21 protein-coding genes are annotated in these 26,370 nt (G+C 48.5%); 2 read left to right on the top strand and 19 right to left on the bottom strand.

Going from position 1 to position 26,370, the window contains the following annotated elements; genetic code table 11:
- Window positions 1-290: 290 nt before the first annotated feature.
- The 3 genes from CLOSYM_RS16035 to CLOSYM_RS16025 all read right to left on the bottom strand — a co-directional run bounded on the left by CLOSYM_RS16035 (window position 291) and on the right by CLOSYM_RS16025 (window position 3,471).
- Window positions 291-1,121: a carbon-nitrogen hydrolase family protein gene (locus CLOSYM_RS16035; RefSeq protein WP_003505847.1), complete on the bottom strand. Its 831-nt coding sequence runs from the start codon at window positions 1,119-1,121 to the stop codon at window positions 291-293.
- An 87-nt stretch (window positions 1,122-1,208) separates the two neighbouring features.
- Window positions 1,209-2,540 carry a sodium/glutamate symporter gene (locus CLOSYM_RS16030; protein ID WP_021642917.1) on the bottom strand — a complete coding sequence of 444 codons (1,332 nt, stop codon included), beginning with the start codon at window positions 2,538-2,540 and terminating at the stop codon, window positions 1,209-1,211.
- Window positions 2,541-2,598: 58 nt separating this feature from the next.
- Entirely contained in the window at window positions 2,599-3,471 is an 873-nt protein-coding gene (locus tag CLOSYM_RS16025; RefSeq protein ID WP_003498209.1) for an isocitrate lyase/PEP mutase family protein, read from the bottom strand.
- Between the two features lie 258 nt (window positions 3,472-3,729).
- Between CLOSYM_RS16025 and CLOSYM_RS16020 the strand changes: the two genes are divergently transcribed.
- Complete coding sequence (locus CLOSYM_RS16020) at window positions 3,730-4,653, top strand: LysR family transcriptional regulator (RefSeq protein ID WP_003505843.1); 924 nt, start codon at window positions 3,730-3,732, stop codon at window positions 4,651-4,653.
- Window positions 4,654-4,796: 143 nt separating this feature from the next.
- Here the strand turns inward: CLOSYM_RS16020 and CLOSYM_RS16015 are convergent, their stop codons facing one another.
- The 14 genes from CLOSYM_RS16015 to CLOSYM_RS15950 all read right to left on the bottom strand — a co-directional run bounded on the left by CLOSYM_RS16015 (window position 4,797) and on the right by CLOSYM_RS15950 (window position 21,832).
- A complete protein-coding gene (locus CLOSYM_RS16015) occupies window positions 4,797-5,711 on the bottom strand; it encodes a sugar phosphate isomerase/epimerase family protein (protein ID WP_021642915.1) in 915 nt (304 codons plus the stop codon).
- 202 nt (window positions 5,712-5,913) lie between these two features.
- On the bottom strand, window positions 5,914-6,948 hold the full coding sequence (locus CLOSYM_RS16010) for a Gfo/Idh/MocA family protein (RefSeq protein WP_003498215.1): 1,035 nt from the start codon (window positions 6,946-6,948) through the stop codon (window positions 5,914-5,916).
- Between the two features lie 58 nt (window positions 6,949-7,006).
- The gene (locus CLOSYM_RS16005) at window positions 7,007-7,984 is read right to left on the bottom strand and encodes an ABC transporter permease (RefSeq protein WP_003505839.1); all 978 of its coding nucleotides are present in this window, start codon (window positions 7,982-7,984) and stop codon (window positions 7,007-7,009) included.
- Window positions 7,981-9,483: a sugar ABC transporter ATP-binding protein gene (locus CLOSYM_RS16000; RefSeq protein ID WP_003498225.1), complete on the bottom strand. Its 1,503-nt coding sequence runs from the start codon at window positions 9,481-9,483 to the stop codon at window positions 7,981-7,983. The genes CLOSYM_RS16005 and CLOSYM_RS16000 overlap by 4 nt, the downstream gene beginning before the upstream one ends.
- 69 nt (window positions 9,484-9,552) lie before the next feature.
- Window positions 9,553-10,659, bottom strand: a complete 1,107-nt coding sequence (locus CLOSYM_RS15995; protein ID WP_003498227.1) for a substrate-binding domain-containing protein — start codon at window positions 10,657-10,659, stop codon at window positions 9,553-9,555.
- Between the two features lie 48 nt (window positions 10,660-10,707).
- The gene (locus CLOSYM_RS15990; protein WP_242828690.1) at window positions 10,708-11,724 is read right to left on the bottom strand and encodes a LacI family DNA-binding transcriptional regulator; all 1,017 of its coding nucleotides are present in this window, start codon (window positions 11,722-11,724) and stop codon (window positions 10,708-10,710) included.
- A 453-nt stretch (window positions 11,725-12,177) separates the two neighbouring features.
- Window positions 12,178-13,395 (bottom strand): sodium/glutamate symporter, encoded by a 1,218-nt coding sequence (locus CLOSYM_RS15985; RefSeq protein ID WP_003498231.1) that lies wholly within the window; start codon window positions 13,393-13,395, stop codon window positions 12,178-12,180.
- A gap of 312 nt (window positions 13,396-13,707) precedes the next feature.
- A complete protein-coding gene (locus CLOSYM_RS15980) occupies window positions 13,708-14,154 on the bottom strand; it encodes a NanQ anomerase/TabA/YiaL family protein (protein ID WP_003505832.1) in 447 nt (148 codons plus the stop codon).
- Between the two features lie 30 nt (window positions 14,155-14,184).
- Entirely contained in the window at window positions 14,185-16,137 is a 1,953-nt protein-coding gene (locus CLOSYM_RS15975) for a TRAP transporter permease (RefSeq protein WP_021642912.1), read from the bottom strand.
- Window positions 16,138-16,204: 67 nt separating this feature from the next.
- Complete coding sequence (locus CLOSYM_RS15970) at window positions 16,205-17,332, bottom strand: TAXI family TRAP transporter solute-binding subunit (RefSeq protein WP_003498238.1); 1,128 nt, start codon at window positions 17,330-17,332, stop codon at window positions 16,205-16,207.
- A 13-nt stretch (window positions 17,333-17,345) separates the two neighbouring features.
- The gene (pdxA, locus tag CLOSYM_RS15965) at window positions 17,346-18,395 is read right to left on the bottom strand and encodes a 4-hydroxythreonine-4-phosphate dehydrogenase PdxA (protein ID WP_021642911.1); all 1,050 of its coding nucleotides are present in this window, start codon (window positions 18,393-18,395) and stop codon (window positions 17,346-17,348) included.
- Window positions 18,396-18,434: 39 nt separating this feature from the next.
- The gene (dapA, locus tag CLOSYM_RS15960; protein WP_003498242.1) at window positions 18,435-19,337 is read right to left on the bottom strand and encodes a 4-hydroxy-tetrahydrodipicolinate synthase; all 903 of its coding nucleotides are present in this window, start codon (window positions 19,335-19,337) and stop codon (window positions 18,435-18,437) included.
- A gap of 49 nt (window positions 19,338-19,386) precedes the next feature.
- On the bottom strand, window positions 19,387-20,553 hold the full coding sequence (locus CLOSYM_RS15955) for an iron-containing alcohol dehydrogenase (RefSeq protein WP_021642910.1): 1,167 nt from the start codon (window positions 20,551-20,553) through the stop codon (window positions 19,387-19,389).
- On the bottom strand, window positions 20,531-21,832 hold the full coding sequence (locus CLOSYM_RS15950) for a four-carbon acid sugar kinase family protein (RefSeq protein WP_044902603.1): 1,302 nt from the start codon (window positions 21,830-21,832) through the stop codon (window positions 20,531-20,533). The genes CLOSYM_RS15955 and CLOSYM_RS15950 overlap by 23 nt, the downstream gene beginning before the upstream one ends.
- A gap of 271 nt (window positions 21,833-22,103) precedes the next feature.
- Here CLOSYM_RS15950 and CLOSYM_RS15945 point away from each other — a divergent pair, with 271 nt between their 5' ends.
- Window positions 22,104-23,900 carry a sigma-54-dependent transcriptional regulator gene (locus CLOSYM_RS15945; protein WP_003498246.1) on the top strand — a complete coding sequence of 599 codons (1,797 nt, stop codon included), beginning with the start codon at window positions 22,104-22,106 and terminating at the stop codon, window positions 23,898-23,900.
- Between the two features lie 300 nt (window positions 23,901-24,200).
- Here the strand turns inward: CLOSYM_RS15945 and CLOSYM_RS15940 are convergent, their stop codons facing one another.
- On the bottom strand, window positions 24,201-25,229 hold the full coding sequence (locus tag CLOSYM_RS15940; protein WP_009297774.1) for an immunity protein Imm33 domain-containing protein: 1,029 nt from the start codon (window positions 25,227-25,229) through the stop codon (window positions 24,201-24,203).
- 30 nt (window positions 25,230-25,259) lie between these two features.
- Window positions 25,260-26,132: a methionyl aminopeptidase gene (locus CLOSYM_RS15935; protein ID WP_009297773.1), complete on the bottom strand. Its 873-nt coding sequence runs from the start codon at window positions 26,130-26,132 to the stop codon at window positions 25,260-25,262.
- Window positions 26,133-26,370 lie beyond the last annotated feature (238 nt).

Below are 26,370 nucleotides of genomic sequence, written 5' to 3'. Positions count from 1 at the left end.
CCTTTGCACTGGAATTTACTTTTTCAAGTCAGCAATTTCTTAAGATATGGGGATTTAACTGAGGCCCGGAGAACGCGTCCGGAACGGACCATGTCCGGTGTGGCGAGAGGGGACTGCCTGAGACTTCCGTCCCCGTGGGAAGTTGGTTGTGGAGGGGGGAATTCCCGGAATGAATTGCCTCGGGGACCGTTTGCACTCCCTTGAGGCGGAGGGGAAGATAAAGTCTGAGGATGCCGCCTAAATCCATCGCTGATTAGCGAAGTCCTGCGGCGGCGTCCTCACCTGCTTAACTAAACCTTTCTTGCCAGGCTGTATACATCGGGTCGGCGGTTCTCCAAAGTGAAAATCTGCCTGCGGACCTGGGCAAGATAGTCCAGATCAATTTCCGCGGTAATAACCTGCGGCCGGTTGGATGCGCGGGCAATTACATTCCCCCAGGGATCGATGACAACAGAATTGGCATATGCCTGGAAATTCGGTTTCACGCCATACTGGGCCGGAGCTATGACGTAGCATCCGTTTTCTATTGCGCGGGTGCGCAGGATGGTCTCCCAGTGATCTTTGCCGGTCGGCATCGTGAAATCTGCCGGTGTCAGCAGAAGCTGGGCGCCTTCCAAAGCCATGATCCGGTACATCTCCGCAAAACGGATATCATAGCAGATCGACAATCCCAGGCATCCGACTTCCCCTGTATCCACCGTAACAATCTCACTCCCCGGACAGATACGGTCTGATTCTTTGTTCACCGGCCCGTCCGGAATTATCACGTCGAAGGGGTGTATTTTATGGTATTTGGCCGCCAATTCTCCCTCCGGGCTGATAACCATGGTTGCATTATAAGGTCTGGGATCCTTTTCATTCTTCTCATAGATACTCCCGCAGTGCAGCCATACATGGTGTTTTTTCGCCTGCTCCGCCATCAGGCAAAAGGTCGGGCCGTCCGGTATATTTTCCGCGTGTCCCGCATTATCCGTCCCCACATAATTCATGCTTTCCGGCATTGCAATCAGCTTTGCCCCCCTGGCGGCTGCCTCCCCGATAAATTCGACGGCTGTCTGCAGATTTTTTTCCACATTGTCCTGGGAATCCATTTGGATTACTCCCACGGTAAATTTCTTCATATGATTTTATCTCCTCTCAAGGTTATTTCTAAAACTGTGTCGCGAAGCGGGGCGTGCAGATGGCTGGAATGAATTTTTAGACACGCTCTAGGCCCGCTTCTTACGTCCGTATAAAAGCTCTCCGCCGATCCAGAAGAACAGCAGCAGAATTACGGAAACAATCGTGGTAGGAACAGGCGCGGTAAAAATTGCCAGGGAACCGACCACCATATAGGGTATCTGCCATGCATAACCCAGGGTGCTGGATGTGGAAATACATTGTGCCGCCGTCGTTTCATTATACGGATCCATTACCTTGACCAGCATCAGTCCGGTAGCCAGGACTCCGCAGCACTGGCCAAAAAGGCCCACTCCGGTTTCAAACCAGTTGGCTTCCAGCCAGCGCCTGCCAAGTACAAAGCTTCCGTACAGGTTTGCCAGAACCATCGCAATGGAGACGGCAATTAATGGCAGAGCATAGGTAATAAAAATCTGTTTGGAGGTGGTTGCAATCGCAGCCGTGATCATATATTCCAGGGCGGTGCCGGTGATGCGGCTCATTAATTTCCGGTCAATCCGCTCCCTCAGGCTTGTCTTGTTGATAAAAAATCCGATCAGCATGCTGGATACAAGAACAGCTCCCACCAGCGGAAACCCGCTCATAACCGGGCTGATTTTCAAGAGACATGCCCGGATCATCACACCGACTACCACGACCACCCCTACGATAGCCAGCTGAAATGCCAGCGGATCCAGGGAAGAGGCATTTGTGACGCCGTTACCGACGGACGTACGCTCTTTGGGACGGATATATCCTGTCCGCTCCGATTCAGGCATCTCGTCGAAGGTCATTTTTACATGCGTATATCCCTTTTTAGCTCCATAGTTAATCAGAACCATTCCCAGTATGATGCCGCAGAGTATACCGATTGTTGCAAATGTTACGCCAACGCCCACCGCATCGTCCCAGTAACCGGCATCCTGGATAATATTTCCGACGGTTGTGGCGTTGCCGTGCCCGGCATAGAACCCCCAGACGCCCATGTAGCCGAATTGATAGGGCAGGGCAATAAACAGACCGAACACCGCGGCAATAGCCAGTCCCAAAAGCATTTGGGCCTGATGGCAGAAACCGGCCAAAAACGTGGCTGCCATCCCGTCCCGTCCGACCTTATTGAGTTCCAGCCCGAGGAACATGGTGGCGCAGACAAATATTACAAGGGCTCCCGACCACTGGCCGATTCCGCCGCTGAACGGAATGTAAACAGGCGATACGGTGCCAAGCCAGCTCGGTCCAAGAAACATACCGATAGTTCCCGCTATAAGCGCAGACGGAATAAAATATTTCTGAAAAATTCTGATACGCCTTCTAAGCTCAAACCCAATCAGCAGCAGTGTGCTGAGATAGGCAAAATCCTTTAATACATCTGTCAATGTCATTTTAAAACCTCCGCTATCAAGAATGAATGGATTTATGAGTGGATTATGGTCATCAGAGTTATCGGTCGTAATAGGGCGAATATTTCTCCACCAGGGAAAACTGCCCCATCATACTGTGGATCCGCGTGGGCGGATTCGTCATCTTTTCACTTACCCCAAGTGTCGTCCCCTGGGATGCAAGAGCTTCCATCACCTCAATCATTCCCTGGGAAGCTGCAAGCATGGAGGAAATCGGAAACAGTCCTATGGAAAAATTCATCTCCCTTATCTGCTCTATTGCTACATTTCCTCCTACAAATCCTTTTTCATTCATATTTACCATCAGCGGAATTTTCGATTCTTCCGAGACTTTTATAAGCTCCCCGACTGATTTAATCCCATCCACATAAGCGTAGTCTGCCCCGCGTTCTTTTGCCAGGTTAATCCGGCGGATAGATTCGTCAATACCGTAGCCGTAAAGATTGGCGCAGGTGCGGTAGACGATAACGAAGTCTTCTGATACGTTATCACGTACTGCCTCTATCTTTGGTCCGACCATCTCCCATCCCACGATCTCATTTTTGGCGGGATGCGTGGAAGGAAGCACCTTATCGTCAATCTGCAGGCCCGCGGCCCCCAATTGTTCGTACATGGCTCCGGTGTTGGCGGCCTGGATTGCATTTCCAAAACCATTGTCCGCATCCGCCAGAAGCGGTACCCGGCAGGATGACACAATATGCTGAATTGCATTTCCAAACTCCGCCAGTCCCAGGAATCCGAGATCCGGCCGCCCAAGCGCGCTGTAGGCAAGCGCCCCGCCCGACAGGAACAGCGCCGGGAATCCGGCCTCCTCCGCAATTCGGGCCGACAGACAGTCATAAACTCCCGGGAGCGTCAGAAACTTATTTTCCTCAAGAACTTTCCGCAGATCTCTTGCGTGATTTGTATTCATTTATATCCCCCTTTTGTTAGAGAATGTGTCGTATTTTTCCATAAAAAGGCGCCTTTTATTAGATATATTGTACAATTCAAAACGTTTTATGTCCAATGCCTGAAGAGTCATAAAACTATACCAGCAAAGGTATAGCCATGTTTTGCAAATTGCCTTCACTTCTGATATAATTTAATATGATAAAACAAACTAAATAATTAAATTTCAATTGATACTATCGGTTAAACTTTTAAAGGCATGGGGAGGAGGAAAAGTTTCTTGATTGATCAAAGACGGTGTAAATATATTAAGGCAATTGCCGAGTGCCACAGTTTTTCCAGGGCCGCACAGCAGTTATACGTTTCTCAGCCTTCCCTGAGCCGTTTTGTCAGGAAAGTGGAGGATGAATTGGGGGTTGAATTGTTTGAGCGCGATTCAATTCCGCTCGGCCTGACTCCGGCCGGCCATAAATATTTAGAATACATTGAACGGTTTCAGGCTCTGGAATCTGCCATGAAGAAGGATTTTGCCTCAATTAAAACAGGTACGATCAATCAGCTTGTTATTGCAACCCTGCCCTTTTTAGGCACCTATGTTTTACCGAAAGTCATTCCCCACTTTGCTGAAAACTATCCCTCCGTCAATTTGCAGATAGATGAATATAATAACCGTGAGCTGATCCGGCGGGTGGAAAACAGGACAGCCGATTTGGCGCTGACGAATCTGGCCCCGGAGTCAGATTTATTCCGCCGCCGTATGCTCGGCAGCGATCCCATTTTACTGGCAGCGGCATATGATAAAAGGATGCAGCAGCGTTTTCCGGAGCAATGCGGCAATATTACGAGCCCCATCCCCATCGATTTATCCACCCTGCAGGATGAAACACTGATTATTCTGCACCCGTGGCAGAATATGAGGATCGCGGCGGATGCCGTCTGCCGCCACTATGACTTCACCCCTAAAAATACGATTGAGGTATCCAGCCTGGCTTCCGCCATGAGCCTGGTCGGCAGCAACCGCGGTATGACCTTTGTGTGCCGCTCCTCGATCAGCAGCATCCGGCCGGAAACTCCCATCATCTATTTTTCCATGGGGGAAATGCAGAATGTGACTGCCATCATGGCCGTATTCCTAAAGGACAGCCACAATCCCATTATTAATAAATTCTGCGACTGCGCAGCGCAGAGTCTGAAACGCATATAGGATTTGAATATAAGACGGCAGGAGCCGCCCTTAGAGAGATTGAACGTTCTCTCCGGGCGGCTCCTGCCGTTCCTTCACGGTAAATTTTAAAGTAACAGTTCAGCCGGGATGTAGGTAGTCAACGGCACTTTTAGCCTGACATTTTAAATCACAAACTGTCTCATATACCTTGCACTGAGCTTCAGGCTCCTGATTACATCTTCATGTGTTCCCTCAAAGCTTTTGTCCTCCACTTCGATACAGGTATAACCATTGTACCCTATGTCGGTCAATGCGCTGACATATTTCGCCCAGTCCACGTCTCCCAGTCCGGGAAGCTTTGGAGCCATGTATTCCAGCGGGTAAGCCATCGTCCCCGCATCATCCAGCCTGTCTTTATAAAGCTTGATGTCTTTATAATGAACATGGAAAATCCTGTCCCTGAACTCATACATCGGTTTGATATAATCCATCATCTGCCATACAAAATGGCTGGGATCATAATTCAGGCCGAAATTGCCGCTCGGAATTATTTCGAACATTCTGCGCCAGATTTTCGGTGTCGTTGCCAGGTTCTGCCCTCCCGGCCACTGTGTCTCGTCAAAAAGCATCGGACAGTTTTCGATTGCCACTTTTACCCGGTGTTCCTCCGCGAAGCGGATAATATCCGGCCAGATTTCCTCAAAAAGCTTCAGATTCTCTTCCACGCTCTTTGTATGATCACGGCCGATAAAGGTAGTAACCATGCCGATCCCCAGCTTTTGTGAAGCCGCAATTACCTTCTTAAGGTGTTCAATATTGGCCTTCCTTTTCTCAAAATCTCCGTCCATTGTATTCGGATAAAATGCCAGAGAAGATATCTCCACATTTTTTTCTTTGCAGTAATTCAGGATATATTCGGCCTTTGCCTCGCTCAGTTCATCGACATCGATGTGGCTGACGCCCGCATACCGGCGTTCCGCCTTGCCGCTTGGCCAGCAGGCCGCCTCGACGCATTCATAGCCCAGGCTGCTGATCGTGTCTATCATTTCTTCAAAGGACATCCAGTCCAGAATCGCGCTTACAAGTCCCAGTTTCATTCTTTACCTCCTGTTTTACCAGTGTACTCTCGGAATCTCCTGGTACTCAGATTTGCGAGATGATTTTTTGTCGGTTGTGTACATATTTATGAGGCGTACACGGTGTGTACGTTGAATAAATATGTGCGCGGCCGGCAGAAAATCAGCCGTAAAGATGAGTGCCGGGGAGACTCCGAAAGTACACACCTACTGTTGCGTTGCATTAAGAAATTTTCACGCTCTTTCCTGTCTCAGAGCTTTCTACCGCGGCAAAGACTGCTTTCATTGCTGCCAGAGCTTCCTCCCCGCTGATTTCCGGCGGCGTATTATGGACCAGACAGTCCATAAACAGATCGATTACTCCCGACTTTGTCTGATTGTCATTCGTCTGAATCTTATCCAGATCATAGCAGATTTTCTCTCCGCCCTTCAGCTCCACTACAATAGAATGGGCCGGGTCACTGTAAATCTTCATCACTCCTTTTGTTCCGTAGAGAATCGTGGAGTTGTCTTCCGCTCCATAGCAGGTCCAGCTTGCAGTCATGGTTCCGATGCATCCGTTTTCCATCTTATAGATACAGATGGCATTGTCATCCACTCCGATGAGACTGCCCGAGGCATCTCTTTTATCCAGCGTACCCAGATAACCGATTACCTCCGCCACTCTGGAACCCGTCAGATACTGGATCAGATCGGTTTTATGGATTCCAAGGTCTGCCATGGCCCCCATGACCGCTTTCTTCTTATCGAAAAACCAGACATTCCGTCCCGGGTCAATGCTCCAGGTCTCCGGACCGCTATGGGCAAAATTTGTCTTGAATGTGATAATGTCTCCAATCAGTCCGCTTTCTATCAGTTTTCTGGCCTCAGCATGGGCTTTTGCAAGCCGCTGGTTGTGGCCTATCATCAGAAAACGCCCTGTTTCCTTTGAGGCCCGGACCATATCCTCGCACTCCTTCAGATTCATCGCCATCGGCTTCTCACAGAGTACGTGTTTTCCCGCCTTCAGAGCCGCAACCGTAATTTCCGCATGGACGTTATTTGCCACGCAGACACTTACCGCGTCGATTTCCCTGTCGGCCAGAAGTTCCTCATAGGAATCAAACGCTTTTCCCCCATACCGGACTGCCAGCTCTTGGGCACGTTCCTTATTTAAATCGAAAAATCCGGCCAGCCTGGCATCCGGATTTTGCGCATATTCCGGGATGTGCCTGACCTGAGAAATCTTACCGCAGCCGATAATACCTATATTAAACATGATAATTCCCCCTAAATTGTGTATTCTGTCGTTCGGTTAAAAGGTATATTACAATTGTTTATTTATGTTTTTTCTTAGACTGTGCCAGCACGGCTACAATAATAACGAGGCCTCTGACAAGACCGTTTAAGAATGGCGGTACATTTGCCATAACAAGGATTGTCTGGATGATACGGAGCATCAGTACGCCCAGGAAGGTTCCTATAATTTTGCCGCGTCCGCCCTCCATCGCGGTTCCTCCGATGGCTACGGCTGCGATGGCGTCCATCTCATATCCGTCTCCGGCGCTGGCCGCCTGGATTGAGGTAAGACGGCTTGCAAGAAGGAATGCGGCCAGACCGTACAGAATACCAGCGTAACAGTAAATCATGGTCTTAACGTTGCCTACCTTGATACCCGTAAGCCTTGCCGCCTGCTGGTTAGAACCGACCGCATAGACATAACGGCCGAATTTCGTCTTAGCCATGATAAATCCGGTCAGCAGCGTAATCAGGATAAAGATAATCATCAGATGCGGTATTCCGAAAATCTTGCCGGATGCCACATATCGGAACGCATCATACATGCTCTTGTCAACAGTAAACGGACCGCCCTGCCCAAGCTGTGTGATAATGGAACGGTAAGCGGAGAAGGTCGCCAGCGTTACGATAAACGGAGCGATATTTCCCTTGGTGATAAAAATTCCGTTGATCAGGCCGAGCAGCAGGCCGAAGCCCAGGCAGAATAAAAGGCACAGTGTAATGCTGTGTGTCTTGTTCAGAAGAGAAACTCCCAGTCCCGATATCAGGGCCACCGAGGAACCGACGGAAAGATCAATCATGCCGGCCGAAATGACAAGGCTCATTCCCATCGCGCAGATACCTACAATCGCGCCCTGCACAAACTGGTTCGTCAGGTTTGTAACCGAGAGAAATGACGGGTTGATGATGACCGCCACAATCATCAGTAATATGAAGCTCAGCCAGTGGCTGTAATTTGTCGTTATGTTTGACCATATCTGTTTAAAGTCTTTGTCCGTAGTCTTTGCCGTACTCATACCTGTACCTCCGTTTTTGTTCCTGTAGAAAGCGCCATGACGCCCGCCTCATTTAATTCTTCACGCTCCAGGCTGCCGTTGATTTTACCCTTGTACATTACAATACACCGGTCTGCAATCTGGTAAATTTCCGGAAATTCCGTACTGAAAACCAGAACACCCCTGCCCTGCGCCGCCAGCTCCAGAATCAGCTTGTAAATAGCGTATTTTGCGCCTACGTCGATTCCCTGGGTCGGGTTATCCATAATCATTACGTCGGCATCTGTCTCCAGCCAGCGCCCAACAATAACTTTCTGCTGGTTACCGCCCGACAGTGATGTGATTGGGTCTTTTTCGCTTCCGACTTTTATCTCCATCTTGCTTCTGTTTTTCTCAAAACGGCTGCTCTCTTCTTTATTTCCGATAATTAACTTCTTATGCAGTAGCGTAAAGTATGCCATTGAGTTATTATCCCTGATGCTCAGGTCCGGGAGAATGCCTCTCTCCTTCCTGTTGCAGGGAATCATCGCGACGCGGTGGCGCATCACATTGAGGATACTCTTCGTATTCAGCCTGCCGCCCCTTGTCTCGACCGTACCGCTTTTTGAAGGCGTGGCCCCGAACAGAGCAGTCGCCAACTCCCCGCTTCCCGCCCCCTGCAGGCCGGTAATCGCAATCACCTCGCCCCTGTGCAGATCAAACGATACATTTTCAAAGGTTTCTCCGGTGAGCCCTTTTACCGACATCAGGATTTCTTCCCCCATGCACGGCTCCTGCTGCTCCTTCAGGTTGGCGTTTACAAATGTCTTTCCAATCAGAAGCTCTGTGGCCTGATGTTCATTGATGTCCTTTATAAAACCGGTCTCAATAAACCTGCCGTCTCTGAGAACCGTATATTTGTCGCAAATTGTGAAAATCTCCGGCATCTTGTGTGAAATATAGATAAAGCTTACCCCCTGGCCCTTCAGCCTTCTCATTATGGTAAAGAGGTTTTCAATCTCCTGATTGTTGAGCGCGGTGGTGGGTTCATCCATAATAATCAGCTCAGACTGGAACAAAAGCGCTTTTGCTATCTCCACAAGCTGCTTTTTTGCCGTTTCCAGATCAGACACCAGCGCCATGGCATCAATCTTTACATTCATGCCGTCCAGCACTTCCTGCGCCCTCTGAATCTCTGTTTTCTTATCAATTACCCCTGCTTTATTCGTAAGTTCTTCTCCCAGGAACATGTTTTCATAAACCTTTAAATCATTACACAGGTTAAGTTCCTGGTGAATGAATCGGATTTTCATTTCCATTGACTTCTGTGGAGTCATATTTGTAATTTCATTTCCGTCAATTATAATTTTCCCGGAGGTGGGAGGAAAATTACCGGATAATATATTCATCAATGTGGTCTTGCCTGCTCCGTTTTCTCCCAGCAGGCCGTGAATCTCACCGGCTCCCATCTGGAAATCCACATTCTGGAGCGCCAGGACAGGGCCAAATTCCTTACTGATTTTCTGCATTTCCAATTTCATTAGCAAAACCTCCCCGTATCATGAAGATAAGCCGGCCGGTTTGAAACCGACCGGCTTATCATTCTAAAATTACTGTAAGCTGTAACGAATCTTGTATAAGTCAGATTCCATGTATTCTTTATAATTATTTTTATCAATCATCTCTGTTGGGATCAGGTAGCTTGGCTCCAGAGTCTTTCCTTCCAGTACGTCAAGTCCAAGGTCAACTGCGTCACGTACCATGGATGGGGAGAACGTATAGGTCATAAAGTCAATGCCTTCCAGACCGGAATCCTCGAATAATTTCATAAAGCCTTCGCCTGCGGAAACGCCGGAGATGAGCTTAATGTTTAATTTTGCAGGGCCGTTGTAGTTCTTAAGGGCCTCTACGATACCAAACACGATTTCGTCGTCATGTGTAAAGATTGCCTGAACGGATTCGATTTCTTCCACGCTCTTTGTGTTTAAGAAGTCTTCCATCTGCTCCATGGCTTTCTGCTGGCTCCAGTCAGTAGAGAATTCCTGGATTTTCTTAAAGTTGCTGTCAGCTGTCTTCCAGAAGCCGTTGGAACGCTGCATCGGTACGGTTGAAGAATCGCCTTTGAACTCAAGAAGGCCAACTTCGCCTGCTGCCAGTTCATCTTTGAAGTATTCGCTGAAATATTCGCCTGCGCCTTCACCGATTGCATCGTTGTCGCCCATAATCCAGCTTGTCGGCTCAAATCCTTCGATTAAACGATCATAAATGATTAACGGAACGCCTGCGTCCTGAACCTGCTGTGCGGAGCTTCTTAACTCATCTCCCGTTACGGGCCAGAGAACCATAACATCCGGATTCATTCCTAAAATCGTCTCTACTGCGTTGCTCTGCTCACCGGACTCTGCCGCTGTCATGAATTTATACTCAAATCCATATTTTTCTGCAAGCATCTTTACTTCCGCCTCACAGTGCTGAATGGATTCTGCTGTAAATCCATGGTCGGCTGCCGGTGTAACGACACCCATCATCTTGCCTTTTAAGTCTGTTACTTCCTCTCCTGCTTCGGGAGCTTTTGTCTCTTCCCCTGCCGCCTCTGTCGTCTCCGCCTTTGTCTCTGCTACGGATGCCGCTGCTGTCTCCGCCGGTTTCTGGCTGGAACATGCGGTAAGGGACATTGCCATTGCTGATGCGAGTACTACTGCCAAAACTTTTTTCATGTTGCTTCCTCCTTGTTTTTGCTTTTTGGATACTTCTCCTTCTTTATTCTAAGGCTCAAGCTGAGCCGTCGAATCACGAATTACCAGCTTATGTTCCAGGAAGATTTTCCCCTTTCCTTCACCGGACTCAATCTGATCTATCAGCATGCGGGCGCTGGTCTTGCCCAGTGGGTAAAGCGGCTGTGACACCGTTGTCAGCATCGGGTTCATCATTGTGGCATATTCGACATCATCAAACCCTACTACCGATAGTTCTTCCGGCACCCGGATTCCCAATCCTCCGGCCGCCCGGATGGCCCCCATGGCCAATACGTCTGAAATGCAGAACACGGCCGTCGGCCTGTCCGGCCGGTCCAGTAACTGCCTGGCCGCCGAGATACCGCTCTGGAAGCTGTAATCACGGTCTGCATATGCCATATATTCTTTTCTTATGGGCAGCCCCAGCTTCTCAAGCTCCGCCTCATAACCCCTCCGGCGATCCTCACTGCTGATAAACTGGTTCACACTCCCGACAAATCCTATTTTTTTATGGCCCAGGCTGTGGAGGTAACGCACCACCTGTGCGGCCGCCGCAAAATTATCAATGGAGACATGCGCAATATCGGCATCCTTGAAAAATTCACAGCACTGTACAATCGGCACTTTATCCGCAATCTCCTTTATATGCCTGTTATCCTTATTAACACAGAGCATCACCGCCCCGTCCGCCTGTCCGTCGAATAAAAGCTCGATAAACTCTCTCTCTCTTACTTCATCTCCATTGACGATACAGAGCATCGTGCCAAACTGGCACCGTCTTGCCTCGTCCTCTATTCCGGCTACAATGGATGAGTAGAACGGGTTGCTGATCGTCGGAACCAGAATTAAAAGCATCTTGCTTTCTTTCCTTCTCAGCCTGCGTCCCCACACATTCGGCTGGTAATTCAGCTTTGCAATGGCCAGCGCCACTTTTTCATGGGCTGCCGGCGATACCGGACCGTTCTTGTTCAGCACCCTGCTGACCGTGGCAACCGATACTCCCGCCTCTCTCGCTACATCTGCTATTGTAATCATAATTTCCTTCATCCCCTCTGTCTTCCTGTCGTATTCCATTTGCTGTTTATGTGTAATCGATTACACTTTATACAAAAAATTATACTTTGAAACAAGAAAACAGGCAAGTACTTTCAGAAAATAAAATCAATGCAATAACCTTGTATTTCACGGAAATCACTTCCCATTTTTCCTTCGGAAGGGGCTGGAACCGTTATATTGAATTAATGTGTAATCGTTTACACATTTGCGTTTAAAAATAGAAATCCCGATTCCGGAACCTCTTTTATTTAACTATTTTCAGTATACCAGCTTGACAATAAATGTCAAGGACTTTTTGACTTTTTGCACATAATCGACTAAAATGCACTGTCATTTTTATGCACTTTAACCCAAAATCCGGGGTTTTCGTGAGGCCGGAAGAGGAACTATTGCCCTTCCGCCGGCCGCACCGGCTTCAGATTCACCTGCCTGACCAGAAACGAATCAGCCTCCCAGTCCTAGAAAACCAGGTACAAGCGACATAAACAACGGATTAAAAATGTCAACACACAAAACGGAAAAAGCAGGATACAATATCCAGGCGATATGGGAATATCCGTACTTATCCATAACAGCTCTCTCATTAGCCACCGCATTGGAACCGGATCCCATTCCCATACCAATCAGCCCTGCACACATACAGGCGGCATTATAGTCGCCGTGATACATACGGAATCCTATGAAATAAGTGAAAACGAGAGTGGCAATGGTCACAACAAACAGAATAATCAGCATTGGGCCAACCGCATTTGTAATTCTGCTCAAATCCATGGTCATAATGGTAATTGCCAGGAAAATATCCAGTGAAATATGCTCCACCGTCTCAACCTCCGGCAGATGGATATCCACATGGAAAGCCTCCAGAATATTTCTGGCAATCGCCCCGGCAAAAAGACATCCGATAAAATACGGCATTTCAATATATGGTATCATGCTCAAAAGCATATAAATCGGGATGCCGCAGGCTGCGATAATCGTTATCATACAGATAGTGCTTAAAAGTTTTCCCGTATCCAGCGCCGTTTTCTCCTCACTGCCTCCGGCCTGCAGCGCGCCGTCCTGCGGATCCGCTTTTAATTTATACCGTTTAATCAGCATTACGGCCAGCGGTCCACCCGTGAGGCTTCCCAGAATCATGCCGACTGTTGCGGCCGAAACTCCAATCTCCGTCGCTCCCACAGCGCCCATCCCTTCATATACGGGACCAAATGCAGATGTAGTTCCCACGCCTCCCGCCAGAGCGCCTGTGCCGATCTGGATTCCAAGCAGAGGATGCAGGCCGAGCATCTGGGCCAGAAACATTCCGAGCAGGCCCTGTAATAATACGAGAAGAAGCACCGACAGGGCTATCCCGGCACAGAACTTTTTTCCGCGCTCCAGCAGGGTTTTGCTGAAACCAAAACCCACACAGGTAAAAAACAGATTCATCAGATGGCTGCCGAGTGTAGAGGTCCATTGGACCGCAAACAATCCCGTAATTTTAAGGTAGCTTAAAATAAGCGCAACCAGAAGTCCTCCGACAACGGGCGCCGGTATCCCCCAGTCCTGGAACGGCTTTACTCTTCGTACAATTGCTTTTCCCAGGAAAACCATAAGACACCCAAATCCCGTAGTCGCAAGCAGATCCAGGGTTAACGTTGACGTTGCTGCATCAAATCCCATAATACTTTTCCTCCTCATTCAAATATACTTCATACGGCATGCCTGTTACCTTAAAATATACTAGTATCGGATCATTTGCAATCATTTTCAGTCTTCTTTAACATTTCCTAAATATATGTTATGATTATGAAATTATTTATTTCCAGCCAATACATTAGCAGTCAATATCCCAGAATTGTATTTACAAAAGTTACAAAAGTTACTATAGTTACTTAAGTCATTTATGCTTTAACAATAATAAACTTAAAAAAATATGGCACAGCCGGAAACGATAAGCGTTTCTCAGCCGCACCATACCATGCGGTACCTTTTTTATTTAACAACCGGAAGTTTCATGACTATCTTTGTATAGGATTGCTGCCGGGACGTATGGCGCACCGCTTTGTGCCCATCGTGCGGAAAGGCAATATAGCACATCCCCGCCGTAATCCTCATCACATTGTCTTCAGCGCCTGTGTAGGCCGCCTTATCATTGTCACCGTTATATTCCCCGTCTTCTTTTAAATCTCCCAGATCCGCCCAGGCGATTTCTTCGCTGCCCTCCAGGACAATCTGAACATCTGCATATTTTCTATGAGCCTCAAATGTCCCCTCAGACATCGGCTTTGTCTCTCCCTTTTGAACCAGGAAGAAACCGCCGTCGAACTCATATCTTCCGGCCTCCGGATTGCGCAGCGCCTCTACGGCCTGCAGACCGTTCTCCAGATTATTGAGCATACAGCTATAAAAACGGATATTGTCAAATTTGTCAATTATCATTGTGTCTTTCTCCTAATTTTCAACCACGCTCTAGGCTGCGGCGCTTGCAGATGCTTTCGCCTCTTTGTGCTTCTTACCCTGAATGTAGAAATATACCAGAATGGCCAGTCCCATCGGGATTCCGATCAGGGTGGTGATATTTTCAGGAATAATGATAAATACTGCCACGCAGGCCAGAAGAACACGGACTACTACGTTCTTTATCGGTACAAACATATAACCTGCTATACCGCCTGCCAGGAAAATAATTCCGTATGCCATAATCGCCGTATTCACCACCACCTCCGTAACGGATCCCTGCAGCAGAAGAGCCGGATGGAACACGAAGACATAAGGGGTCAGGAAGGATACAAGTGCATAGGCAAATGCCGTCCAGCCGGTCTTCCACGAGCTTGCCCCTGCGATACCGGCGGCAGTAAAGGACGCCAGGCATACCGGAGGAGTGATCTGTGCGATAACGCCGAAGTAGAAGATAAACATATTGGCAGGCAGCGGGTCGATTCCCAGGGAAATCAGTGTGGAACAGAACAGTATGTTGGCGATCAGGTAAGCCGCAACCGTCGGAAGAGCCATACCGAGAAGCATACATCCAAGCATTGTGATAATCAGGGCCAGAGCAAGGCTGGAGCTTCCCGTTGCCGCAATAATTTTTGTCAGCTTGTTGGCAACGCCGGACTGCACCACAATACCCGTCATGATACCGCAGGCAGCGGTCGGGATTGCAATTCCGTATGCCTGTTTTGTTCCGTCCAGCATCGCATCGATAAACTGGCTTACGTTCATTCTGGTATCTTTTGAAATAAAGCTTACGATTATGGCAAGCGCCGAACCTACGAGAGCTGCCCTTGTCAAAGAGCTTCCCATAAATATCATGACTACCAGAACAATAATCGGCGCAAGCTGATAGATTCTCGGCATAATCGGGGCTGTTTTGCAGACAACGGCCTCGTCATGGGAATTCATTTTTTTCTTCTTTGCGAGGAAATGAACCAGCAGGAATACGGAACCGTAGTATGCCAGAGCCGGAATGATGGCCGCCATGGCGATTCTTGTATAACTGATGCCTATCATTTCCGCCATGATGAACGCTCCCACCCCCATGATAGGAGGCATAATCTGACCGCCGGTGGAAGCCACCGCCTCGATTGCTCCTGCCTGGTGAGGCTCATATCCCGATTTCTTCATCAGCGGGATGGTCATGACACCCGTACTCGTTACGTTTGCAACGGCTGAGCCGGAAATCATGCCCATCAGTCCGGAAGACACTACCGATGCCTTTGCCGGGCCTCCGGCCGTCTTGTCGCTGAGTTTCATGCCTAAATCGATCAGGACCTGGCCGCCGCCGCACACCGAAAAGAATGCGCCGAACAGCAGGAAATAGAACAGGGTATTAACAGAAGACGACAGCGGCGAGCCAAGGATACCGTTCGGATCCATGACCATAACCTCGCCGAAGCTCTGCCATGACATACCGCGGAATTTAAAGATGCCGCTGATTTTCTGTCCTAAAAATGCATACGCAATAAATACACAGATAAAGATAAACAGGTTCATACCCATAAACCTTCTTACCGCTTCCATGACGATAATCAGCAGCCAGTATGCACAGAGCAGGTCGGCAGTCGTCATGCTGTCCACGTTATAGATACGGTTTTGCAGATAACTTAAATTAGAAATAAAATAGTACGCACAGTAGGCAACACCTGCCAGCATGAAAATATCATAGGCCCAGCCGAGCGCTTTTGTTACTGTAGTTTTGCACTTATCCGCAACGGGTTTGTGAATAAAAGCGATTGCCAGAGCCAGACAGAGATGCACCGGCACCTGAATCCATTTATCAAGCGGCCTCACCAGCGCAATATAGAGCTGGAAAGCAATCAACATTACGGAAAGTATAACTAACGAAGCATATCTCCACTTTGGAAGGCTTGCGAATTTGCTAACTGGCTTTTGATCCTGGTTCAGGGCATTCGCTTCACTCATAATTCATTCCTCCAATATCTCTTAAAAGAGGGGAGCCGGTAACAGCCCCCCGAACTTTAAATCCTGATTATTTCATGTAACCTGCTTCTTTAAAGTATTTTTCTGCGCCCGGATGGAGTGCAAGACCGCCGACTTTCTCCGGCTCCCAGCATGTGGCAGGGTCAAACGGCTCAATGGATGCAAGTACTGATACAAGGTAATCTCTGTTCTCACACATGGATTTTGTCATCCAGTAAACAACGTCTTCGTCCAGTTCATCCCTTACAAATAAGCAGTCAGGCGTACCGGCATTGATGATTTCCTCCGTCTGTCCCTTCCAGGAGTTGGCCGGGATTGTGATTCTCTGGAAACCTTTTTCGTTTACAAAGTAATCAAGCGTATCCTCTTCCCACTGGTTGAAATGCACGTCACACGTCATTGCGATTTCTGTCATCGTGGAGGAGTTGACGGATGTATGGTCAAGCATGAAATCCAGCTTTCCGTCTTTTACCATAGCGGAGAGGTCGGAACCGCCGCCGTGCACTACATCGCCGCCCCAGGATTTGATATCATCTTCCGTCACTCCCAGGTATCCGAGTAAAATCTGAACCACTTCGTTATCCATGGAGCCTACCGGGCTGCAGCCGATTCGGATTGGAAGTTTCTGTCTGATTGCTTCTTCCACGGTCTGTACATTGTATTTATCCATGAATGCTTTTGTCATAAAGTTTACGGCCGATACGTTGGTAAGTCCGCCAATCATGGCTGAATATCCTTTTACAGGAGGTTTGCCGAGGGTGCCCTCTTCAAATGCCCATTTTGCAGGAGCGCCGTTGATAAAGGAGACATCTGTCTTGCCCTGCTCGAACAGGTAAGGAGCGCCCATTCCGCCAGGGGAGATTGGCTGAACGTCCACTGTTCCGATTCCATTTTCCTCCCACAGCTTCGCAAGCTCTGCCGACAGGTTATAATTACTTGTTCCGACTTCGTGTGTTGCGAATAAAATATTTGCATTCAGGCCTGCATTGGCCGCTTCTGCCTTATCTTGTGCTCCGTCCGCCCCGCTTTCTGCCCCGGCTGCCTCTGTACCTGCGGCCTCCGCTGCCGGCGCCGTTGTCGCTGCCGTCTGGCTGCTGCCGTCATTACATCCTGCAAGTCCCAATACCATTGTAGCTGCCAAAGCTACGGAAACGAGTTTTTTCATACTTTTCTTCATAGTTTTTCCTCCACTATTCTCCTTTTTTTACTTTGTTGCTTTTAGCTAATTTTACGCCGTAATCAATGGCGTTCATCAGACTTAATTCATTTGCTATGCCGAGCCCTGCCTGGTCAAAGGCCGTTCCATGGTCTACAGATGACCTCACTATCGGAAGTCCCAAAGTTATGTTAACTCCTGCAACTGCGTCCCATTTCTTCTCATTCTCGTTATAAACAAAACCAACAACCTTAAGCGGGATGTGTCCCTGGTCGTGGTACATAGCCACTACGATATCATACCAGCCGCCCCTCGCTTTGGAAAAGACGGTGTCCGGCGGCACCGGGCCTTCTGCGTTGATTCCCTCTTTTACGGCCTCGCCGATTGCCGGTATGATTTCTTCTATTTCCTCGCGGCCAAACAGTCCGTTTTCACCGCTGTGGGGGTTGAGTCCCGCAACTCCCACCTTCGGGTTTTCAATTCCCAGGTCTTTACATGCCTGATGGGCAATCCTGATAACCTCCAGCACCCTGTCTTTTTTTACCCTGTCGCATGCCTCTCTCAGCGCCACATGGGTGGATACGTGAACGACCCTTAAGTTTTCATGGGCCAGCATCATCGTGTATTTCTTTGTTCCGGTAAAATCCGCATAGATTTCGGTGTGTCCGGAATAATGGTGTCCGGCCAGGTTTACCGCCTCTTTGTTAAACGCGTTTGTGACCGTCCCGTCTATCTCGCCGGCCATGGCCAGTTCAATCACCTTCTTTACATACCCAAACGCCGCTTCACCGGCGGCTGCCGATACTTTTCCGCGCTCCAGCGTGTTCAAATCCATCAGCTTCATATCGTAAACATCGATGGTACCATACTCGTATTTTGCCTCACCGACCGATTGGACTGCGCGGATTTTGATATCCTCTCTTCCGGCAATCTTAGCGGCCTCCTCCATTACTGCTGCATCGCCGATTACCAGCGGGCGGCACTCGTCATAAATTTCTTTCTTTGCCAGGGCTTTTACGGTGATCTCCGGGCCGATGCTGGCCGGATCTCCCATCGTGATTCCAAGAATTAATTTCTCAGCCATATTCTGCCTTTCTTTTATTCGTGTTTTCCGAACTGCCAATCAGCACATGCCCTTTTCGTGATTCTCGGCAAGCACTTTTTTGAGCGCCTCGATTCCTTCCTCCGGTACCTGGTTAAACGGCGCACGGCACTTTCCGACCGGGTAGCCAAGCAGGTTAACAGCCGTCTTCACGATGGTGTTCGGATTGCCGTATTTAAAGCAGCCCCGGAAGGAACGGATACTGTCCTGGGCTTTTCTTGCATTCTCCAGGTCGCCTGCCGCAAAATAATTGTAGATGGAGGCCATCACCTCCGGGAACACGTTGGCGCAGCCCGCAATACCTCCGGTCCCCCCTGCCAGAAGGTTCCAGAGAATCAGGGAATCGTTGCCGGAAAGCACCGCAAAGTCTTTGCTGTCCCTGGTCTGTTCGATATACTGAAGCATATTGTCAAAGTTCCCGGAGCTGTCTTTCGCTCCTACAATATTTGGAATTTTGCTTAATTTTGCAACGGTTGCCGGCGCAAGGGCGTTGCCTGTCCTGGCCGGAATGTTATATAGAACAATTGGCATATCCACTGCCTCCGCCACTGCCTTATAGTGGTCGTACAGCTCATTCTGGGATGCCGCGGCAAAGGACGGGGTGATGATGGAAAGAACATCGGCTCCCAGGGATTCTGCCATCTGAGACTGCCGGATGGTATCTTTTGTACTGATACATCCTGTCCCTGCGTAAACCGGCACGCGGCCTTTTGTCTCATCAATAACAATACTTAAAACTTCTTCTTTTTCTTTCTCGTTTAATATGTATCCCTCACCATTGGTGCCAAATGGGAAAAGTCCGTGTATACCGCCTTTGATCTGCCGGTTCACCTGGTTGCGGAGTTCTTTCTCATTGACGGATTCATCTTCATTCATCGGTGTTACGATTGGCGGGATAATTCCTTTAATTTCTACTTTTTTCATTACCTGGTTCCTCCTGATTTTGAAGCTTTGCCACAGTTCATTCGGCTAATTAAATTATTTCAAGATATATTTTTTTTGCGTCTTCGGCCGTCACAGTTCTCATGTTATTGACGAGGAGTCTCTGCACGCCCATTCCGGCTTCCACAAGTTCATCCAGATCCTCGCTGCCGATGCCGAATTCTTTCAGGCTTTTGGGAATATTCAAATGCTCTACAATCTCTTCCATCCGGTTTACAACCCACGCCGATTTTTCTTCCTCACTCTTTGCCTCCGTTGCGAAGCTCTCCCCGGCGGCCAGCCGGTCGTAAGCTTCTGCAAAGAGGCCCCGGCACACCGGTTCGTTGAATCTCATAACAGGAGCCAGGAGAATCGCATTGGACACGCCGTGCGGGATATGGTACCTGCCCCCCAAAGGATAGGACAGCGCGTGTACCGCTGTGGTACCCGACGCGGTGATTGCAGCCCCTGCGTAGAAGGAGGCAACCAGCATATTGTTCTTCTCTTTAAGCGCTTCCGGGTCGTCGCAGGCTTTTTCTATATTTTTCATAATCATTTCGAATGCCTGCAGAGCAAAAATATCACTGAACGGGTTCTTTTTATTTGAGGTAAAGCACTCAACCGCGTGGCACAGGGCGTCCACACCGGTGGATGCCGCAATTTTTCTCGGAAGCTCCTTAATCATGACAGCGTCCAGAATGACATAATCCGCAATCATATTATCATTCACAATGCCGACCTTTAATTCTTTCTCCGGTACGGCGACGATTGCATTGGGAGTCGCTTCGGCACCCGTACCTGCAGTCGTCGGAATCATCAGTGTTTTAACGCATTTTTTCACCATTTGGGGATTATCCAGAAGTTCCTTTACCCCGTACTCATCGGTTGCCAATACGGATGCCAGCTTGGCGGTATCCATAACGCTCCCGCCGCCTACGGCCACAATAAAATCTGCTCCCGATTCCTTAAATGCATCAACTGCCTTCTGCGCCTGCTCATAGGTGGGTTCCGCCGCCAGATCATCGAAAATCACATATTCGCAGCCGGATTCTTTAATCTTTGAAAGAGGCAGCTCCAAAAGCCCTGCTCCGATAATTCCCCGATCGGTAAAAACAGCGGTTTTTTTGACGCCGGTTCCAATAATCTGCGTCAGTTTATCAAGAGCATCTTTTCCGCTGTACACTGCGTGCGGCATTTTAAGCGTATACTGTGTTAACATACTTATTCTCCTCTTTCTTTTCCAGTCTCTTATCTTCTTTGCAGCCTGTTATCTTCTCAGCCAAATCCACCATCAGGGTTTCACCTCCGAAACCTCCCGATTTGGTTATTACCGCAAATGTCCTGTTCCCGATATCAATTTCTGAGAGGACGGTTCCCGGCGCCATCTCACAGACCGGTGCAATTTCATCACGGCCGATATGAGCCATGAATCCGGTCAGGCAGTCGCCTCCGGTAATTAACAGCGTGCTGTCGGGTTCCTCCCCTATCAGCTCTCTCACCACATATCCGAGGGTGGAAGAAATTCTGACTCTCAATTCCTCCATCGTGATCCCCTGCCTGCACGCATAATCAAATGTATCGCTCCGGCCCGGCAAATCATTTGTATCAATGATGGCACGGTTGCTGCGGCTGCACAGCTCTTTCCAGTCTTTCAGGGTTTTTTCCCCCTCCGGCGTCCGGTAGTATCCGGTGTCGAACTTCTGGTGCGGAGCCATCCTGATTCTTGTAAATCCCTGACGTTGTGCATAATCGAGTTGCCTGACCGTTATCGGATTGACACTCCCGCAGGCTACAAGGAATTTTTCGCCCAGAGCCACCTGTCTCGGCATTTCGCCTTCCAGTCCCAGCAAAGATGGTAAAACTCCGGCAAAACCGGCGCAGCCTGCCATAACGGTCAGTTCCCCTTTTTTCATCAGGAACTTTCCAAACTCCATAAGCTCCTGATCCGTTGAGGCATCGTAAACCATGATTCCCGGCGCCCTCTTCCAGTCCTTCATATTGCGGACCACCGTCACCGGCACATCCCCCTTCAGTATCTCCGGGATATATGAATCGGCAACCGGCTCAAACGGGTCTTTGCCAAATACACTCTCATGAACCGGAACGCCGTCAATATAGTGGATTCCATTCCTGGTAATCCGGTTCATCTTTGGAAATGCCGGAAGAAAATGGAGGGAGGTCCGCGAAGCGGCATCAAGAACTGCTTTCAGTTCACTTCCGATATTTCCCCTGAGTGCAGAATCTGTTTTCTTGTATATAAATGGAATCCCGCTCTCAAATGCTTTTTTTGTAATGTGGAAAACAACTCTGTAAGCTTCATCCCGACTCAGGTGCCTTGTCTCTGCGTCCAGAACCAGAACCTGCACATTCTCATCCACGCTGTCAAAATCGTAATCCGTATTAGTAACAACTCTTGTCTCTGCTCCACCTGCCGCAAACTGTACTCCTGTATCAAGTGCGCCCGTGAAATCATCTGCAATGATCAGTAATTTCACCATATTGTTTCCTTTCCCGACCAAAGCCACATTGTTTCATTTTTAAACAATAGCTTCTCATAATTTATTGATGTATTTTCTGACTTTCTGTCGTTTATTGTTTCATTTCCTTTGATTTGTTTTATTTTACTAAGAATATTATTTTTGCTCAACCTTTTTTACCCGTTTTGCTGTTTATATTTGAAACACTTTTGATTTTATATTTATTATTTTGTTGTTTTATGTTACAATCGTTTCATAATGAAACACGTTTATGTTAAGAAAGGGGAACTCTATGAATCAGGGAAAAATCAGAATTCTCGGCATAGCGCCTTACGAGGGGATGAAATCCATTATGCTGAAACTTGCAAAGGATCGCGACGATATTGATTTGAGCGTATTTGTCGGGGATCTCCATAAAGGCGCAGAGATCGCCCGGAAGAATTTCCATGAAGACTTCGATATCATTATATCGCGGGGCGGCACGGCTGAATTAATCGGAGCCATCACCCCGCTTCCTGTAATTGAGATTGCGCTTTCCGTCTACGACATTCTGCGCGCCATCAAGATGGCTGAGAATTTTTCCTCCCGCTATGCCATCGTCGGTTTCCCCGGAATCACAAGCAGCGCCCAGCTGCTCTGCGATCTTCTTCAATATAAGGTGGAGATCTATACAATCCACAGTGCGGACGAGGTACAGGATATTCTTTTAACCCTCAAGAAAAAGGGCTACCGGATGGTGCTATGCGACATGATCGCCAATACGACGGCAAAAAAACTGGGACTGAATGCGATTCTGATTACCTCCGGCAACGAGAGCATTGGAAACGCCTTTGATCAGGCAGTCAAACTATGCCGCAGCCATTCCCTTTTACGTGAAGAGAATAAATTTCTCCAGAATGTGATTCTTAAGGACAGTCACGAAACAGTCGTATTCAGCGATAAAGAGGAAGTCTTTTTCTCGACCCTGGAATCCGGGTCCGAGCCTCTCATAATCGATGTACTGAAGCGGGAGGTTTCTGCCGCACTGGCGGCCGATACCCACCGTTCCTTTAAAAATATCGGGGGAGTCCTGTATTCCATCACCAGCCGTCTGATCCCGTTTTACGGGCAAAACTACGTGGTTTTCTATTTTTCTTCAAGCAAGGTTCCTTTCGCGACCAGCAAATACGGCGTACAGTATCTGAGCAAAAAAGATGTGGAAAATACGTTCTACAACAGTTTTTATAATGTAACCGGCGCCATCGGCGGTTTACAGGCCACCGTCGAACAGATGACTCAGACGGATTTTCCGATTATGATCATCGGTGAGGCCGGCACCGGAAAGGAGAGGGTTGCAGGGGCTGTCTATACGCAGAGTCCGCTGCACCACAATCCCATGGTCGTCATCGATTTCACCATGATGAATGACAAAAGCTGGACATTCCTTACAAACCACTACAATTCTCCGTTTAATGATAATAATAATACGATTTACCTGAAAAATGTGGATACCCTTCCGGAGGAACGGCACAAACAGCTTCTTTCCCTGATTGTCGATATGAACCTGGCCCGCCGCAACCGTCTTCTCTTCTCCTGTGTATGCGGTAAGGACGGAGTAATTCCAAAACGGTGCATGGACTATGTCAACATGCTGTCCTGCCTGACCATCCATCTGCCGCCGCTGCGGGAGCGCAGGGAGGAAATTCCGGTACTGGCTAACCTTTCCCTCAGTTCTCTGAATATCAGCCTGGCCAAAGAAATTCTGGGGCTGGAATCCGGGGCCATGGAGCTTCTTGTTAATTATGAATGGCCTTATAATTATACTCAGTTTAAACGGATTCTCAGTGAACTGACGGCAGTTACCACCACGCCTTATATTCTGGAAAGCACGGTGGCCCATGCCCTGGAGCAGGAACACACCTCCGCTGCCCTTCTGCCTCATTCCGGTATTCAGAATCCGGTGCAGTCCTTTAACCTGAACCGCACGCTGGACGAAATTAACCAGGATATTATTCACGCTGTTTTGGAGGAAACCGGCGGGAACCAGAGCGCTGCGGCAAAAAGACTGGGGATTAGCCGGACTACTTTATGGCGGCTTTTAAAATCATGAACCGGCCCCTCTTTTAATTTTAATATCTCTTTTAGACTATTTTTATATATTGGTCAAACATTAGACACAATTTTCCAGTATGATAGTTACATAAATCAATGAGGCCAATGACATATAGAAAGCGCGCAAAAGGTCATTGGGCTCGACTAACAATAATTTACCTTTATATAGATTTCTGAAAACTTTTCTACTTCCCCCTTTCCGTTTTCAGAAAAAGCAGGAGTCTTACTTTCGCCGTGAATCATCTGATTCTGCGGCGCCGGTAAGGCTCCTGCTTTATTTACCCATCCTTCTTCTTTCCTAAAATTCTTCTTCCCAGCCGTCCTCCGTTCTGCCGAATTTGCGCCCGGCATCCGCATAGAAATAGGCCAGGATGGTCGGATCCAGATTGCAGACCGTGTTAAAACTGATGATCGTATTATTTTCAACCTGATTTACATACTCATCCGGCTCATCGCCCACAAAAAAACGCCAGCCGCAGTCTGGAAATCCTTTTGCCGGCTCATCCCGGTACATGTAACCAATCGTTTCCGTCTCCATCGCCCTTTTTGTAATGATGCAGCCCGGATTAGCCCCGAAAATATCGGCCCATTCACGTTCCTGCGGCCTGTACCATGCGTTTCTCCTCCACGCCCCTCCGTCCTCAAACAAGTGGCGTACCAGATTATAATTCAGCTTATAAAAGCTTTCATCCACAGTTCCATGATGACTCATAAAATATACGGCTCCGCACAGACAGCTGATTGCGTATTCCTGCCAGGAATGATAAAACACCTGGGCCTGCCTGACCCATGGATCCGTCAGTTCCCAAAACCGTTCCTCCGACACAATCCCACAGGCCGCAGCTTTTCTCAGCAGTCCAATCTTTTCATTGATATCCCAGGCATAATATCCCTTTTCCTTCAGGATAGGATAAAAATGTCTTGAGAGGCTGATGCATTCCTCAAATCCCTTTCTTCCGGCCCCATTCAGTTCATTTATGTCAAACATCGGAGCGCCGCACCAGAATGTCATGAACTGCTCATACTGTCTGCTCCCGGAATACTCACTGTGGCAGGCGGACTGAAATGCCTCCTCGTTATGGATGCCGTATATCCTCTGTAAATGTTCCCTGGTTTTAGCCTCCTCATCGGCGTCCGCACAATGGTACAGCTCTTCATATCCCATATGCACCGGAATGCCGGGGGCCTTTCTGCATGTGGAAATACCGCTCAAAAGCAGTGTGAATTCTTCACGGCTGACCGGCTTTGCCTCTTTAGTTTCAGGCATTTCCTCCAGTTCCTTCTTAAGTTCGGTAACCATCTTTACAATATTTTCTATCGCATTCATCTTTTGCCCCTCCAAAGCCGGATCTAAATCCTAATACGCCAGGACCTCATACCCGTCATCCGTCACCAATACCATAATCTCCCACTGTGCCGAAGGCTCGCCGTCGGCCGTGTAAACACTCCAGTTATCGGTGTCGTCTACATAAATCTCATTGGTTCCCATATTCACCATCGGCTCGATTGTAAAAATCATTCCGGGAACCAGCATCATATCCGTCCCACGTGTCCCCGTATATCCGACCCACGGCTCTTCATGGAATTCGATTCCCACACCGTGGCCCCCAATCTCCCGCACAACGGAGTAGCCGTTTTTAACGGCATGATCGTTTACCGCCTGTGACATATCTCCGAGAAATCCCCATGGTTTTACCTCGCGAAGCCCCAGTTCAACGCACTCTTTCACCACCTCCACCAGACGGCGTTTCTCAGGGCTGACATTGCCGATGCAGAACATTCTCGACGAATCGGAAAAATAACCTTTATAGATAGTGGATACGTCCACATTAATAATATCGCCGTCTTTCAGCACAATATCCTCTGATGGTATTCCATGGCAGACCTGCTCATTAATAGAGGTGCAGACACTCTTCGGAAATCCTTCATATCCCAGAGGCGCCGGGATCCCGCCCCGCTTTACCGTCTCATCATACACCCATTTATCTATCTCTTCCGTTGTTATCCCCGCCCCGATATGTTCCGCAACATAATCGAGCACCGCGATATTGACGGCGCAGCTCTCCCTGATTTTTTCTATCTGCTCCGGAGTCTTCAAAAGATCGCGTGTCGGTACAATGTGACCTTTATCCGACTCCGCCATAAGACGTTCATCGAGGGCCTCATGGCAATGTTTATATTTTTTTCCGCTGCCGCACCAGCAGGCATCATTTCTTCCTAATTTCTTCATTTTATTCCTTTCTGAAAACAACATTTACTGTTCCCGGCCCCACAATTCCCCGCCCCGCGGGTTATAATGCCCAACAGTTCCAGTGCTCCATCCGGCCGGTAACTACAGTGACAGGCCGGATGGAGTACTAGCTGTACTATCTGATAAGATTCTACTGAATTGGAGTGTAGCACAAGGAGGGCAAAAAAGCAATGTTCGCATTACTTAAGCAGGTGAGGACGCCGCCGGTACGGCCAGC

Origin of the sequence: [Clostridium] symbiosum ATCC 14940, assembly GCF_000466485.1 — a bacterium.
Classification (GTDB): domain Bacteria; phylum Bacillota; class Clostridia; order Lachnospirales; family Lachnospiraceae; genus Otoolea; species Otoolea symbiosa.
Note: the sequence above shows the minus strand (reverse complement) of the source record. Positions and strands in the feature narration are given on the sequence as shown.

Bases quoted from the DNA above. Each gene is read 5' to 3' on its own strand.
- CLOSYM_RS16035 (WP_003505847.1), bottom strand. From the start codon at position 1,121: ATGAAGAAATTTACCGTGGGAGTAATCCAAATGGATTCCCAGGACAAT.
- CLOSYM_RS16030 (WP_021642917.1), bottom strand. From the start codon at position 2,540: ATGACATTGACAGATGTATTAAAGGATTTTGCCTATCTCAGCACACTG.
- CLOSYM_RS16025 (WP_003498209.1), bottom strand. From the start codon at position 3,471: ATGAATACAAATCACGCAAGAGATCTGCGGAAAGTTCTTGAGGAAAAT.
- CLOSYM_RS16015 (WP_021642915.1), bottom strand. From the start codon at position 5,711: ATGAAACTGGGACTTGTAAGCGCGATTCTGGACTGGATGTCCTTTGAA.
- CLOSYM_RS16010 (WP_003498215.1), bottom strand. From the start codon at position 6,948: ATGTTTAATATAGGTATTATCGGCTGCGGTAAGATTTCTCAGGTCAGG.
- CLOSYM_RS16005 (WP_003505839.1), bottom strand. From the start codon at position 7,984: ATGAGTACGGCAAAGACTACGGACAAAGACTTTAAACAGATATGGTCA.
- CLOSYM_RS16000 (WP_003498225.1), bottom strand. From the start codon at position 9,483: ATGAAATTGGAAATGCAGAAAATCAGTAAGGAATTTGGCCCTGTCCTG.
- CLOSYM_RS15995 (WP_003498227.1), bottom strand. From the start codon at position 10,659: ATGAAAAAAGTTTTGGCAGTAGTACTCGCATCAGCAATGGCAATGTCC.
- CLOSYM_RS15990 (WP_242828690.1), bottom strand. From the start codon at position 11,724: ATGAAGGAAATTATGATTACAATAGCAGATGTAGCGAGAGAGGCGGGA.
- CLOSYM_RS15985 (WP_003498231.1), bottom strand. From the start codon at position 13,395: ATGGGATTTGATGCAGCAACGTCAACGTTAACCCTGGATCTGCTTGCG.
- CLOSYM_RS15980 (WP_003505832.1), bottom strand. From the start codon at position 14,154: ATGATAATTGACAAATTTGACAATATCCGTTTTTATAGCTGTATGCTC.
- CLOSYM_RS15975 (WP_021642912.1), bottom strand. From the start codon at position 16,137: ATGAGTGAAGCGAATGCCCTGAACCAGGATCAAAAGCCAGTTAGCAAA.
- CLOSYM_RS15970 (WP_003498238.1), bottom strand. From the start codon at position 17,332: ATGAAGAAAAGTATGAAAAAACTCGTTTCCGTAGCTTTGGCAGCTACA.
- pdxA (WP_021642911.1), bottom strand. From the start codon at position 18,395: ATGGCTGAGAAATTAATTCTTGGAATCACGATGGGAGATCCGGCCAGC.
- dapA (WP_003498242.1), bottom strand. From the start codon at position 19,337: ATGAAAAAAGTAGAAATTAAAGGAATTATCCCGCCAATCGTAACACCG.
- CLOSYM_RS15955 (WP_021642910.1), bottom strand. From the start codon at position 20,553: ATGTTAACACAGTATACGCTTAAAATGCCGCACGCAGTGTACAGCGGA.
- CLOSYM_RS15950 (WP_044902603.1), bottom strand. From the start codon at position 21,832: ATGGTGAAATTACTGATCATTGCAGATGATTTCACGGGCGCACTTGAT.
- CLOSYM_RS15945 (WP_003498246.1), top strand. From the start codon at position 22,104: ATGAATCAGGGAAAAATCAGAATTCTCGGCATAGCGCCTTACGAGGGG.
- CLOSYM_RS15940 (WP_009297774.1), bottom strand. From the start codon at position 25,229: ATGAATGCGATAGAAAATATTGTAAAGATGGTTACCGAACTTAAGAAG.
- CLOSYM_RS15935 (WP_009297773.1), bottom strand. From the start codon at position 26,132: ATGAAGAAATTAGGAAGAAATGATGCCTGCTGGTGCGGCAGCGGAAAA.